Origin of the sequence: Brevundimonas sp. UBA6550, from assembly GCF_002434505.1 — a bacterium.
Classification (GTDB): domain Bacteria; phylum Pseudomonadota; class Alphaproteobacteria; order Caulobacterales; family Caulobacteraceae; genus Brevundimonas.
In genome coordinates, this window is the sequence record NZ_DJKE01000008.1 from 43,971 (window position 1) to 55,942 (window position 11,972).

The following is an 11,972-nucleotide window of genomic DNA, read 5'->3' on the forward strand; positions in this document are numbered from 1 at the left end:
GGGGTTCCAATCGGCGCGGCAGGCGTTAGACCCGGCCTATGTCCAATACCGCAAGCCCCATCGCAGAAGCTGTAGCCGCAGGACGCCAGGCGGTCGCCGTGGACGCCGCCATGGTCGCCAAGTTGACGGATATGGCCGGCGATTTCGCGATCAATCTGACCATCGCCATCCTGATTTTCATCGCGACCCTGTTCGCGGCGAAATGGGCGTCCAGCGCGGCGCGCAAGACCCTGTCGCGGGTGCGGGGGTTCCGGCACGACCCGACGGTCCTCAGCTTCGCCGTGCAGGTGGTGCGGGTGGTGGTCATCATCGTCGGCATGATCGCTGTGCTGCAGCGGCTGGGCGTGCAGACGACCTCGATCATCGCGGTGCTGGGCGCGGCGTCGCTGGCGGTCGGTCTGGCGTTGCAGGGCACGCTGTCGAACGTGGCGTCGGGGATCATGCTGCTGGTGCTGCGACCCTATCGCGTGGGCGATGTGGTGGACGTGGGCGGGATGTCGGGCACGGTGCAGCGGCTGGACCTGTTCACGACCCAGCTGTCGAACGCCAACAACCACAAGATCGTCATTCCGAACTCCAAGGTCCTGAGCGATTCTTTGACCAATCTGACGGGGCAGCAGACGCGCCGGATCGAGATCCATTTCACCGTCGGCTATGGCGACGACCTGAACCAGGCGCGTCAGGTTCTGGCCGATGTCGCGGGCGGCCACGACAAGGTGCTGCATGATCCCAAGCCGTGGACCGGCGTGACGGGCCTGCTGGACAGTTCGGTTCAGATCACCCTGCACGCCTGGGTCAAGGTCGGCGACTGGTGGCAGACCCAGGCCGATCTGATGCAGGGCGGCAAGGAGGCGCTGGACGACGCCGGAATCGAGATTCCGTTCCCGCATCAGGTGGCCGTGCCCTATGGCGACGCCGATCACCATTCCATCGACGCGCCGGTTGCGGGCAAGGTCGGCTGATGCGTTACGACTTTGGGTCCGACAATACGGCGGGGATGGCGCTGAGCGCCATCGAGGGGCTGGTGCGCGCCAACAAGGGGTTCGCCCGCGCCTATGGCGCCGACGACGTGACGGCGCGCGCCGCCGATCAGATCCGGCAGCGGCTGGACGCGGACGCCGAGGTGCGGTTCGTGTTCAGCGGCACGGCCGCCAACGCCATCGCCCTGTCGATGCTGGCCCAGCCCTATGAGGCGGTGATGGCGCACCATGCAGCGCATATCTGCACCGACGAGACGGGCGCCCCGGGCTTCTTCGGCCATGGCGTCGGCCTGATCGGCCTGCCGGGCTTTTCCGGCAAGATCGACCCTCTGGCCCTGCAGGCGCAACTGGCCGAGGCCGAGGTCGGCCATCGCCAGCCGCCCGCCGCCCTGTCCCTGACCCAGGCGACGGAATATGGCGGGGTTTATACCGAGGAAGACCTGCGCCACCTGATCGAGCCGGTGAAGGCGCAGGGCTATCGCGTCCATATGGACGGGGCGCGGTTGGCCAATGCGGCGGCGGCCGGGTTCGACCTGAAGGACATTCCGCGCCTGGGCGTGGATGTTCTGGTATTCGGCGGGGCCAAGGCCGGGGCCAACTGCGCCGAAGCCATCGTGCTGTTCGACAAGACGCTGGCGCGGCGTTTGGACAACCGGCTGAAACAGGCCGGGCAGACGGCGTCCAAGACGCGACTGCTGTCCGGCCCGATGCTGGGCCTGTTGGAAAGCGGCGACTGGGAAGCCGGCGCCGCCCACGCCAATCTGATGGCGCAGCGGCTGGCGGCGGGCATCGCCACGCGGTCGTCCTTCGTCCTGGCCCATCCGGTGGAGGCCAACGCCGTCTTCGTGCGGATGACGCCAGAGGCGCACGCGCGGCTGACCGACCTGGGCTGGGCCTGCTATCCGTTCGACGACGGTTCGGTGCGGTTCGTCTGTTCCTGGGCCACCCAGACGGCGGCGGTCGACGAGTTGCTGGACGCGATCGTCGGCCTGGATTGACGACTAATCCCCGGTCGCGCGCCAGCGTGGCCTTTCCCCGGTCGCATTGGCTTTCCATATGCGGCCCATGGCGATGCGTGGTGAACGCTCAGGCGGCCGGCGCGACCCGATGGTCAAGGCGCAGCAGGCCGGGAGCATGGATGACAAGACGGACGGACCGGCGACGCTGACGGCGCTCGCGGATCTGGCGCGGTTGGTGGGGCGTTCGGGCGCGCCGCAGCTTCGGCTGCGGCTGATCTCGGCTATCGCCCTGACGCTGGCGGGTAAGGGGCTGGGGGTGCTGGCGCCGCTGGTGCTGGGCGCGGCGGTCAATCGACTGGCGGCGGGGCAGGGCGCGGCGGCGGCCGTCGGCCTGGGGTTCGCCGCCTTCGCGGTCGGTTGGGCCCTGGTGCGGCTGCTGTCGGCGGCCTCGCCGCTGATTTCCGATGTCGTGTTCGCACCCGTGCGCGCCGCCGCCCAGCGCGCCACGGCGGCCGAGGCCTTCGCCCATGCGCTGAGCCTGTCGCTGGATTTCCACCAGACCAAACGCTCGGGCGCCCTGTCGCGCACGATGGATCGCGGGTCGCGCGCCGTGGACTTCCTGCTGCGCATCCTGGCCTTCAACCTGGTCCCGACCGGGGTCGAACTGGTGCTGGCCGCCGCCGTTCTGGGCGGCAAATACGACTGGCGCTTCGCCGCCGTCGCTGTGGCGGTCGTGGCCATCTACACCATCGCCACCTTCGCCATGTCCAACTGGCGGCTGGAGCATCGGCGCATCATGAACGCCGCCGATTCCGAGGCCGCCGGGGTCTCGGTCGACGCCCTGCTGAACTATGAGACGGTCAAGTCCTTCGGCGCAGAGACTCGCGCGACCCGGACCTATGAACGGGCGCTGGGCGACTATGCCCAGGCGTCGCTGAAGGCCAACAGTTCGCTGGCCATGCTGAACGGGATGCAGGCTCTGGTCATGAACCTGGGGCTGGGCGTCATGGCGGTGATGGCCGGGTTCGAGGCGGCGGCCGGACGGATGGGACCAGGCGATGTGACCGCCGCCGTCCTGATCATGATCTCGCTGTATGCGCCGCTGAACATCCTGGGCTTCGCCTATCGTGAAATCCGTCAGTCCTTCATCGACATGGAGGAGATGCTGAAGGTGACGCGCCAGACGCCGCAGGTGGCCGATGCGCCCGACGCCGTCGCCCTGCCGCGCCCGGTCGATGCGCGCGGCGCGGCGGTGCGGTTCGAGCACGTCGGTTTCCGCCACGACGCCCGCGCCAACGGGTTGGAAGACGTCAGCTTCTTCGCCCCGCCCGGCACGACCACGGCCCTGGTCGGTCCGTCAGGGGCGGGCAAGTCCACCATCGTCAAACTGGCCCTGCGTCTGCTGGACCCGCAGGAGGGGCGGGTGCTGATCGACGGTCATGATGCGCGTCAGGTGACCCAGGCGTCGTTGCGGGCGGCGGTCGCCTTGGTGCCGCAGGACGTGGCCCTGTTCAACGACACCCTGGCGGCCAACATCGCCTTCGCCCGTCCAGACGCCGACGAGGCCCAGGTCTGGGCGGCGGCCGAAGCGGCGGAACTGGCCGACTTCATCCGGGGCCTTCCCGAAGGGATGCAGACCAAGGTCGGCGAGCGTGGGCTGAAGCTGTCGGGCGGCGAGCGTCAGCGGGTCGGCATCGCCCGCGCCCTGCTGGCCGATCCTTGCATCCTGATTCTGGACGAGGCCACCAGCGCCCTGGACAGCCGAACCGAGGCGGCGATCCAGAAGACCCTGCGCAAGGCCCGGAACGGGCGCACGACCCTGGTCGTCGCGCACAGACTGTCCACCGTGGCCGACGCCGATCAGATTCTGGTGTTGAAGGCCGGGCGGATCGTCGAACGCGGGGCCCACCATGAGCTGGTGGCGCGTCAGGGCGGGGAATACGCCGCCCTGTGGAAGAAGCAGACCCGCGCCGGAAAGGCAGCTCAGCCCGCCGACTGATCGGCGGCCGGCAGTTTGCGGCGAAGGACTTCGTGCAGATTGGTCAGTATGGCGGTGCGGGCGGCCTGTTCCTCTGGCGGGAGAGACAGCAGCACCTTCATGGCCTGGGCGTGGACGGTGGCGATGCGCCAGTCGAAGCCGCCCTGGCGCGGCGCGGCGTCCAGCAGATCGCACAATCCCTTGGCCGCCGTGCACAGGTCGTCCATCGAAAAGGGACTGGCCGCGTCGATGATCTGGCTGGAGGCCGAATAGGCCGCATCCAGCCGCAACGGCTCGATCAGGTCGGGATCGGGCTTGGCCAGCAGGGCGGCGATGTTCCGGGCGATGATGTCGCGCGCCTGGTCCTGAAGGGCGTCCAGATTGGTCCTGGCCTGGGCCAGGGCGACGCCGACGCTGATCCCGCCGGGTCGATCCATCATCTCGGCCAGGCGCGAGCGTTTCTGATTATGGGTGATGACGGTCATAGCGCCACGCTCTCCATCGCGGTCTTGCGGCGCAACATGTCCGCGCGGCGTTCGACGCCCTCGTAGTCCGTGTGGCGGAACCGGCGATCCGGTCCCAGATAGTCGCCCACTTCCAGGAAGGGACGGCTGTCGCGGGCCACCCAAAGGATGCGCTCCAGCAAGAGCGCGGGGCTGAACGGCTTGGTCACGACGAAGTTGGCCCCGCAGTCGCGCGCCTCGGCCACGCGGCCGCGCCGGATGTGGCTGGCCGTCATGATCACAGGGATGAAGGCGTTGGGGTTGGGGCCGGATCGCCGCAGCCAGCGGATCAGCTCGAAGCCGTCGATGTCGGGCATGTCGGTGTCGATGACCAGCAGATCGATGGTCTTTTCGGCCAGCAGCCGTTTGGCCTCGGCGCCGCTGCCGATGGCGAAGCTGGGTCGGATGCCGAAACCGGCCAGGGCGTTGGCCGTCAAGGTCAGCGAGAAGGGCGAATCATCGACGATCATCGTCACCGCGCCCGTCAGGTTGAAGACGGCGCTTTCGCGCAGGGTTTCGCCGCCGCTCATGCTGCTCGGCCCCGGATCGAACCCGCCGTTGTGATCATGGCCGGCCGTGCGCCCCGTAACCGCTGTGGATAGGGCGTCAGCCTGTCAGACGATGATGGACGCTGCGTTAACGCTGGCGCTCGGCGCCTTACAGGGCGCCGATGGCGTAGAAGCGTTCGGCGCGCTGGGTCTTGATCTGCTGCGGCGACAGGCCGGCGAAACCCTTGAGTTCCTCGGCCAGGACGTCGCCGACCTTGGCGATGGCGGCCTCGCGGTCGGTGTGGGCGCCGCCGGTCGGCTCCTCGATCAGGCGGTCCACGATCTTCAGCTGCATCAGGTCGGGGCCGGTGATCTTCATCGCCATGGCCGCATCCTTGGCCCGCGCGCCGTCGCGCCACAGGATGCCGGCGGCGCCCTCGGGCGAGATGACCGAATAGATCGAATGCTCCAGCATAATCACCCGGCTGGCCGCCGCGATGGCGATGGCGCCGCCCGAACCGCCTTCGCCCGTGATGGTGGCGATGGAGGGCACGCCCAGCGTCAGACAGCGCTCGGTCGAGCGGGCGATGGCCTCGGCCTGACCGCGCTCCTCGGCGCCCAGGCCCGGATAGGCGCCGGCCGTGTCGATGAAGCTGAGAACCGGCAGGCCGAACTGCTCGGCCATGTCCATCAGGCGCACCGCCTTGCGATAGCCCTCGGGCCGGGCCATGCCGAAGTTGTGGGTGATGCGGGTGGTGGTGTCGTGACCCTTTTCGTGGCCCATGATGACCACCGGCCGACCGCGAAACCGCGCCAGACCGCCCAGAATCGCCTGGTCGTCCCCGAACTGACGGTCGCCGTGCAGTTCGTTCCAGTCGGTGAACAGACCCTCGACATAGTCGACGAAGTGCGGACGCTGGGGGTGGCGCGCGACCTGGGTCTTCATCCAGGGGTCCAGACCGGCGTAGGTCTTCTTGCGCAGCTGCTCGGCCTTCTTGCGCAGGGCCTCAATTTCGTTGTCGAAGTCGCCCGAGGTGTCGGACAGCAGCGACAGCTCCTCGATCTTGGCTTCCAGATCGGCGATCGGCTTTTCGAAGTCGAGATAGTGCGTGGCCATCAAGGCGTCCGGGAACTGCAAGCGGGCAAGAGCGCCCTTGGGGAAGGCGGGGGAAACTAGAGAGGTCAACGCCGCCCGGCAAGCGACGGTTCAGAAGGCCTTGGGCAAACCGGCTTGTTTGAGGATAGTGTTGGCGGTGTGTCGGCTCTTGGAGCGCGGAACGATGACGGCGTGCGGTTGATCCGGGTGCTGCCACTTCTCGTGACTACCCTTGGCGTTGATGACGCGACGCCAGCCAGCGGCGAAGAGGAGGGCGGTGAGTTCGGGATAGAAGTCCTTGGGCATTTCCAGATCAATCGTTGTTCTGGAACAATGATGGCGTCACGACGTAAGCGACAGAATGCACCGCTTGTTGTGCGGTGCGGTCGTGACAATATTGAATGTCACGCGGCGATGACGTCAAACCCACCAGCAGCCTCGAATCGCACTGGAACAGGGCCGTGAATGCCGAGGTTTTCCGCCAGAAGCTCCGGCGCGAAATGTCGAGCCAAATTCTCGAACTCACCGAGTGTGGCCGTTTCCAGCACCAGCCCGACAATATTCGATTCGCTGTACCAGACCCCGGCTTCGGGATCCCAGATCGCCTTGACGTAGAACTGTTCAGCCATAGGCCGAATATGCGCTGTCAGTCGTCGCGCGCCAAGGGGTGGTTTTGGTGGACGACCTGGGCCAGGCGGTCGGTGGCGACATGGGTGTAGATCTGGGTGGTGGCGATGTCAGCGTGGCCCAGCAGGGTCTGGACGACCCGCAGGTCGGCGCCGCCCTCCAGCAGGTGGGTGGCGAAGGCGTGGCGCAGGACGTGGGGGCTGACGCGGGCGGGGTCGATTCCGGCGGTGATCGCGGCCTCGTCCAGCAGTTGGGCGAACCGGCGCGGGGTCAGGTGGCCGGTGCGGCCGAAGGAGGGAAAGAGCCAGGGGCTGTCAGGCGTCTCGGGCTTTCGCCCATTCTTGGCCTTGAGTTTGGCGTCGCGGGCGGTCAGCCAGGCCTTGATCGCCTCGCGGGCGGCGGGGTTCAGGGGAGCCAGCCGTTCCTTGCCGCCCTTGCCGCGCACGATCAGATAGGCGGGGTCGCGGCGCACCGCCTCGACCTTGAGCCCCAGCAGTTCGGACACCCGCAGGCCCGAGGCGTAGGCCATCTCTACCAGGGCGACCAGGCGCAGGCCCGCCGCCGCGTCGCGGGCGGCCGAGGCGGCCAGCAGGGCGTCGATCTCGGCGCGGCTCAGGACCTTGGGCAGGGACCGGCCCTGTTTGGGCGCGTCCAAACGGCGCGACGGATCGTCGGCGCGCCAGCCCTCGGCCAGGACGAAGCGATAGAACTGGCGCGCGGAGGATCGGCGGCGGGCGGCGGTGGCGGCCGACAGGCCGCGACGCGACAGGTCGGCGAACCAGGCTTCCACGGCTTCGGCGTCCGCGCCCATCAGGCCGCCGACATCGGACAGCGCCGTCTCGGCGTCGGCCAGATCGCGACCATAGGCCGACAGGGTGTGGGGCGAGGCGTCGCGCTCGACGGCCATCATCTCCAGAAAGGCCTCGATCTGGGGCGTCATCTCACGATCCGCGCGCCGAACGGATGGCGCATGGTCTGGCTTGGTGTAGAGGTTTCAGGGATCATGCCTGCCTGCGCCTTCGCCTTCGCCGTTCCTTCGACCGTCCGTTCCGCCGGAGCCGCCGGATGAGGCGGCGCGCGAATCCGGCGCCGACGCGCACCATAGCCCTGGTCGGGCTGATGGGGGTGGGCAAATCGTCGGTCGGGCGCCGGCTGGCCAATCGGTTGAAGCTGCCGTTTGCGGACGGCGACGTGGAGATCGAGGCGGCGGCCGGCATGACGGTGTCGGAAATCTTCGCAGCCCTGGGCGAGGACGAGTTCAGGGCGGGCGAGGCGCGGGTCATCCGACGCCTGCTGGAAGGGCCGCCCATAGTCCTGGCCACCGGCGGCGGGGCGATGATGAACCCGGAAACACGCGCCCTGCTGAAGGACCGCGCCGACACCATCTGGCTGAGGGCCGATCTGGCCGTGATCGCCGAGCGGGTGGCGCGACGCGACACCCGCCCCCTGTTGCGCGGCAAGGACCCGTTGGAGGTGCTGACCACCTTGGCCGAGGCGCGCTATCCCATCTATGGCGAGGCGGACGTGACGGTGGACGTGGGCCAGGGCTCGCACGGCCAGGCGGTCGACGCCATCCACAAGAACCTGCGCCGCCACTGGCGCAACCGAAGACGCGCGGAGACCCGGACATGACGACCCTTGCCGTGAGCGGCGGCGCCTTCGCCGCCTATGACGTCGTGGTCGGACGTGGCCTGCTGGCCCAGGCGGGCGGGCGCATCGCACCGCTGGCCAAGGGGCGGACGGTCATCGTCACGGACGAGACGGTGGCGGCGATCCACGGCGCGGCCCTGGCCGAATCGCTGGCGGCGGCGGGTGTGAACACTCAGACGGTCGCCGTGCCTGCGGGGGAAGGGTCGAAGTCCTTCGCCCAGCTGGAGCGGGTGCTGGACCGGCTGCTGGAGATCGGGCTGGACCGCAAGGATGTGGTCATCGCCCTGGGCGGCGGGGTCGTGGGCGATCTGGCCGGTCTGGCGGCGGCGCTCTATATGCGCGGCATCGACTTCGTGCAGGTTCCGACGACCCTGCTGGCCCAGGTGGATTCGTCGGTCGGCGGCAAGACGGCCATCGACACGCCGCGCGGCAAGAATCTGGTGGGCGCCTTCCATCAGCCGCGTCTGGTGCTGGCCGACATCGACGTGCTGGCGACCCTGCCGGAACGTCAGGTGCGCTCGGGCTGGGCCGAGGTGCTGAAGCACGGGCTGATCTGCGACGCGGCCTTCTTCGACTGGTTGGCGGGCGAGGGGGCGGTGGGGGCGTCGGGTGATCCGGCGGCGCTGGAGCGGGCGGTAATCCGTTCGGTCGAGATCAAGAGCGCGGTGGTCGGCGAGGACGAGAAGGAGGCGGGACGGCGCGCCCTGCTGAACCTGGGCCACACCTTCGGCCATGCGGTCGAAACCGAGGTGGGGTTCGACGAGGACGCCCTGGCGCACGGCGAGGCGGTGGCGCTGGGCTGCTGCATGGCCTTCCGCTATTCGGCGCGCGAGGGCCTGTGTTCGGCCGCCGATGTCGCGCGGGTCGAGGCGGTGGTCGCCGCCGCAGGCTTGCCGACGCGGCTGGAACAGGCGGGCGCGTTCGCGGCCGACCGGCTGCTGGCCCTGATGGCCGGGGACAAGAAGGCCGAGGGCGGGGCGCTGACACTGATCCTGGCGCGCGGCGTCGGCCAGGCTTTCGTGGCCAAGGGCGTGGATTCGGCCAAGGTGCGGGCCTTCCTGATCGAGGAAGGCGCGACGGCGTGATGCGGATCGGCATGGAGCCGCTGGAGGATCGGTTCGTCCGGCTGGAGCCGTTCGAGGACGGGCTGAAAGCCGAGGTCCGCGCGGCTCTGGATTGCGATCCCGACGCCTGGGCGATCATGGTGGCGCCCGCCTATGGCGACCATTTCGACGGTTGGTGGGAGGCGGCGCTGGCGGCGATGCGGGCCGGGACGCGGATCGCCTATGCGGTGCGGCGGCGCTCGGACGGGGCGGTGGTGGGCACGACCAGCCTGTACGAGATCAATCCCGCCCATCGCCGCTGCGAGATCGGCTCGACCTTCTATCGGCCCGAGGCGCGCGGCGGTCCGATCAATCCGGCGTGCAAGCGACTGTTGCTGGCCCATGCCTTCGCGGCCGGCGCGGTGCGGGTCGAGATCATCACCGACGCCGTCAACGCCCAGAGCCAGGCCGCCATCCTGAAACTGGGCGCCAAGGCCGAAGGCGTGCTGAGAAAGCACAAGACCACCTGGACCGGCCGGGCGCGCGACACGGCCATGTTCGCCGTCATAGACGACGACTGGCCCGAGGTCCGCGACGGCCTGGATCGCCGGTTGGCGGCGTTGGGCTAGACGTCCATCTCCGCGACCAGCGTCGCGATCAGGTCGGCGGCGGGCAGGGTGCGGGCCAGGGGCGCGCCCTGACCGGCCCACTGGGCGCCGAAGCCGAACTCGCCCACGGCCTTGGCGGCGGCGTTCAGCGCCTTTCCGGCGTCATAGGCGACCGGATAGTCGGGCGGGACGGCCGCGGCCGTCGCGGCCCAGGCGGTGAAGCGATTGGCCAGGCAGCGGGCGGGGCGGCCGGATATGGCGCGGGTCATTGTCGTATGGTTCGCGGCGTCGCCGGCCAGGGCGGCGCGGTATCCGGCGTCGGCGGCGCTTTCGGGACAGGCGACGAAGGCGGTGCCCATCTGAGCCGCGACGGCGCCGAGATCCAGTGCGGCGCGGACGCCCCGTCCGTCCATGATCCCGCCGGCGGCGATGACGGGCAGACCCGCGCGGGCGACCAGAAGCCGGGTCAGGGCCATCGCGCCCAGGCGGCTGTCCTCGGCGTCGGGGTCGAACATGCCGCGATGGCCGCCGGCCTCCCACCCCTGCGCCACCACGGCGTCCATGCCGGCAGTCTTGCAGGCCAGGGCCTCGTCCAGCGTGGTGGCGGTGGCCAGCAGCAGGCAACCGGCCGCCTTCAGGGCGCGGATGCGGGCGTCGTCGGGCAGGCCGAAATGGAAGCTGACCACCGCAGGCGGATCGGCCAGCAATCGGGCCAGCATGGCGTCGTCATCGGCGAAGCTGCGATAGATCACGCCCAAGCTGGCCGGCGGCGCGGCGTCGAGGGCCGCGAACTGGGGCGTCAGGGCCTGAAGCCAGGCGGCTTCCCTGGCCGGGTCGCGGCGCGGCGCGGCGTGGACGAACAGATTGACGTTGAAGGGGCGGTCGGTGAGGGCGCGGGTCTCGGCGATCATCCGCCCGGCCCCGTCCGCATCGGTCGCGCCGACGCCGATTGAGCCCAGGGCGCCGGCGTCGGACACGGCGGCCGCCATCTGCGGGGTGGAGACGCCCGCCATCGGGGCCTGGATGACGGGAACGGTCAGGTCGAGGCGGTCGATCAGGGACATGGGCTGCAGCTAGGCGCCCGAAGCGTCCGCCGCAACGGCGTCAGTCGACGGCCCGGCATTCCGTCGGTTGGCGGCCCTCGACCGACCAGGTGGCCAGCACGCCCTTGCCGCGCAGTTCGACGTTGGAGGCGCGATACCAGATGCCGTCGGCGGCGCGTTCCTGATACAGGTCCACCGCCTCGCCGGACGAGTTGCGGACGGTGGCCATCTGGCGCGGATTGTCGAAGTCCACCGACAGGCGCTCGCCGTTGTCGCACAGATAGACCGTGTGGACGACGCGGTTCAGGGTGCGGTCCTGGATTTCGGCGCCGGTGCGCTGGCGCGCCGTCTGGGCGGCGACGGCGCGATCCTTCACCTCGTCGCCGCTGCGGGGCGCCTTGTCGGGGTCCGGGCCGCAGGCGGTCAGCAGGGCCAGGGCGGCCAGGCCGCTGAACACGATCGACTGCGGCAGATCCGGCTTGAACAAGGTCTTTCCCTCCACGGCGTCGCCCAACGGCGCCGCTTTCGCGGCGGTTTAACGTGCGCGGCCTGCCCCCGTTCCCCTCCGTTGGCGGAAGAAGGACCTGAGCAGAGACGACGCCTCCTCGGCCAGAAGACCTGAGTCCGTGGTCGGACGCCAGTGGCAGGTCGGCTGTTCGAACAGACGCGGGCCGTGGAGGACGGCGCCGCCCTTGGGATCGTCGGCGGCCCAGACCACGCGACCGATACGCGCGTGGCTGATGGCGCCGGCGCACATGGCGCACGGCTCAAGCGTCACATAGAGGGTCAGGCCGGTGAGGCGGTAGTTCTCCAGCGCCGTCGCGGCCCGCCGCATGGCCACGATCTCGGCGTGGGCGGTGGGGTCGTGGGCCGAGATCGGACCATTGGCGCCGGTCGCGACGACCTCTCCGGTGGTCGGATCGACAAGAATTGCGCCCACGGGCACCTCTCCTGCGTCCGCCGCCGCTTGCGCTTGGTCCAGCGCCATGCGCATGAA

15 protein-coding genes are annotated in these 11,972 nt (G+C 69.4%); 6 read left to right on the forward strand and 9 right to left on the reverse strand.

The window, feature by feature from the left end:
• Positions 1-38 precede the first annotated feature (38 nt).
• The 3 genes from B3Z70_RS08075 to B3Z70_RS08085 all read left to right on the forward strand — a co-directional run bounded on the left by B3Z70_RS08075 (position 39) and on the right by B3Z70_RS08085 (position 3,938).
• Complete coding sequence (locus tag B3Z70_RS08075; protein ID WP_292019854.1) at positions 39-962, forward strand: mechanosensitive ion channel family protein; 924 nt, start codon at positions 39-41, stop codon at positions 960-962.
• The gene (locus B3Z70_RS08080) at positions 962-1,978 is read left to right on the forward strand and encodes a threonine aldolase family protein (protein ID WP_292045329.1); all 1,017 of its coding nucleotides are present in this window, start codon (positions 962-964) and stop codon (positions 1,976-1,978) included. The genes B3Z70_RS08075 and B3Z70_RS08080 overlap by 1 nt, the downstream gene beginning before the upstream one ends.
• A gap of 109 nt (positions 1,979-2,087) precedes the next feature.
• A complete protein-coding gene (locus tag B3Z70_RS08085) occupies positions 2,088-3,938 on the forward strand; it encodes an ABCB family ABC transporter ATP-binding protein/permease (RefSeq protein ID WP_409410570.1) in 1,851 nt (616 codons plus the stop codon).
• On the opposite strand, the gene B3Z70_RS08090 is transcribed toward B3Z70_RS08085, so the two are convergent.
• The 6 genes from B3Z70_RS08090 to B3Z70_RS08115 all read right to left on the reverse strand — a co-directional run bounded on the left by B3Z70_RS08090 (position 3,923) and on the right by B3Z70_RS08115 (position 7,571).
• Positions 3,923-4,402 (reverse strand): chemotaxis protein CheE, encoded by a 480-nt coding sequence (locus B3Z70_RS08090; protein ID WP_292019848.1) that lies wholly within the window; start codon positions 4,400-4,402, stop codon positions 3,923-3,925. The two genes, B3Z70_RS08085 and B3Z70_RS08090, sit on opposite strands and share 16 nt — an antisense overlap.
• A complete protein-coding gene (locus B3Z70_RS08095) occupies positions 4,399-4,950 on the reverse strand; it encodes a response regulator (RefSeq protein WP_292019846.1) in 552 nt (183 codons plus the stop codon). Before B3Z70_RS08095 ends, B3Z70_RS08090 begins: the two co-directional genes overlap by 4 nt.
• A gap of 127 nt (positions 4,951-5,077) precedes the next feature.
• The gene (locus tag B3Z70_RS08100; RefSeq protein ID WP_292019844.1) at positions 5,078-6,025 is read right to left on the reverse strand and encodes an acetyl-CoA carboxylase carboxyltransferase subunit alpha; all 948 of its coding nucleotides are present in this window, start codon (positions 6,023-6,025) and stop codon (positions 5,078-5,080) included.
• 90 nt (positions 6,026-6,115) lie between these two features.
• Positions 6,116-6,310 carry a type II toxin-antitoxin system HicA family toxin gene (locus B3Z70_RS08105; RefSeq protein WP_292019842.1) on the reverse strand — a complete coding sequence of 65 codons (195 nt, stop codon included), beginning with the start codon at positions 6,308-6,310 and terminating at the stop codon, positions 6,116-6,118.
• Between the two features lie 98 nt (positions 6,311-6,408).
• Positions 6,409-6,633 carry a DUF1902 domain-containing protein gene (locus tag B3Z70_RS08110; RefSeq protein WP_292019840.1) on the reverse strand — a complete coding sequence of 75 codons (225 nt, stop codon included), beginning with the start codon at positions 6,631-6,633 and terminating at the stop codon, positions 6,409-6,411.
• Between the two features lie 17 nt (positions 6,634-6,650).
• The gene (locus tag B3Z70_RS08115) at positions 6,651-7,571 is read right to left on the reverse strand and encodes a site-specific tyrosine recombinase XerD (RefSeq protein ID WP_292019838.1); all 921 of its coding nucleotides are present in this window, start codon (positions 7,569-7,571) and stop codon (positions 6,651-6,653) included.
• 125 nt (positions 7,572-7,696) lie between these two features.
• Between B3Z70_RS08115 and B3Z70_RS08120 the strand changes: the two genes are divergently transcribed.
• From B3Z70_RS08120 to B3Z70_RS08130, 3 genes are read left to right on the forward strand one after another with little or no spacing between them, the layout of a single operon-like run.
• Positions 7,697-8,263 carry a shikimate kinase gene (locus tag B3Z70_RS08120; RefSeq protein ID WP_292019834.1) on the forward strand — a complete coding sequence of 189 codons (567 nt, stop codon included), beginning with the start codon at positions 7,697-7,699 and terminating at the stop codon, positions 8,261-8,263.
• Positions 8,260-9,366: a 3-dehydroquinate synthase gene (gene aroB, locus B3Z70_RS08125; protein WP_292019832.1), complete on the forward strand. Its 1,107-nt coding sequence runs from the start codon at positions 8,260-8,262 to the stop codon at positions 9,364-9,366. Before B3Z70_RS08120 ends, aroB begins: the two co-directional genes overlap by 4 nt.
• The gene (locus tag B3Z70_RS08130; RefSeq protein WP_292019861.1) at positions 9,366-9,953 is read left to right on the forward strand and encodes a GNAT family N-acetyltransferase; all 588 of its coding nucleotides are present in this window, start codon (positions 9,366-9,368) and stop codon (positions 9,951-9,953) included. The genes aroB and B3Z70_RS08130 overlap by 1 nt, the downstream gene beginning before the upstream one ends.
• Here the strand turns inward: B3Z70_RS08130 and B3Z70_RS08135 are convergent.
• From B3Z70_RS08135 to tadA, 3 genes are read right to left on the reverse strand one after another with little or no spacing between them, the layout of a single operon-like run.
• Positions 9,950-10,996 carry an NAD(P)H-dependent flavin oxidoreductase gene (locus tag B3Z70_RS08135; protein WP_292019830.1) on the reverse strand — a complete coding sequence of 349 codons (1,047 nt, stop codon included), beginning with the start codon at positions 10,994-10,996 and terminating at the stop codon, positions 9,950-9,952. The genes B3Z70_RS08130 and B3Z70_RS08135 overlap by 4 nt on opposite strands.
• Positions 10,997-11,036: 40 nt before the next feature.
• Positions 11,037-11,489, reverse strand: a complete 453-nt coding sequence (locus tag B3Z70_RS08140) for an MliC family protein (protein WP_292019827.1) — start codon at positions 11,487-11,489, stop codon at positions 11,037-11,039.
• Between the two features lie 21 nt (positions 11,490-11,510).
• Complete coding sequence (tadA, locus tag B3Z70_RS08145) at positions 11,511-11,969, reverse strand: tRNA adenosine(34) deaminase TadA (protein WP_292019824.1); 459 nt, start codon at positions 11,967-11,969, stop codon at positions 11,511-11,513.
• Between the last annotated feature and the right edge of the window lie 3 nt (positions 11,970-11,972).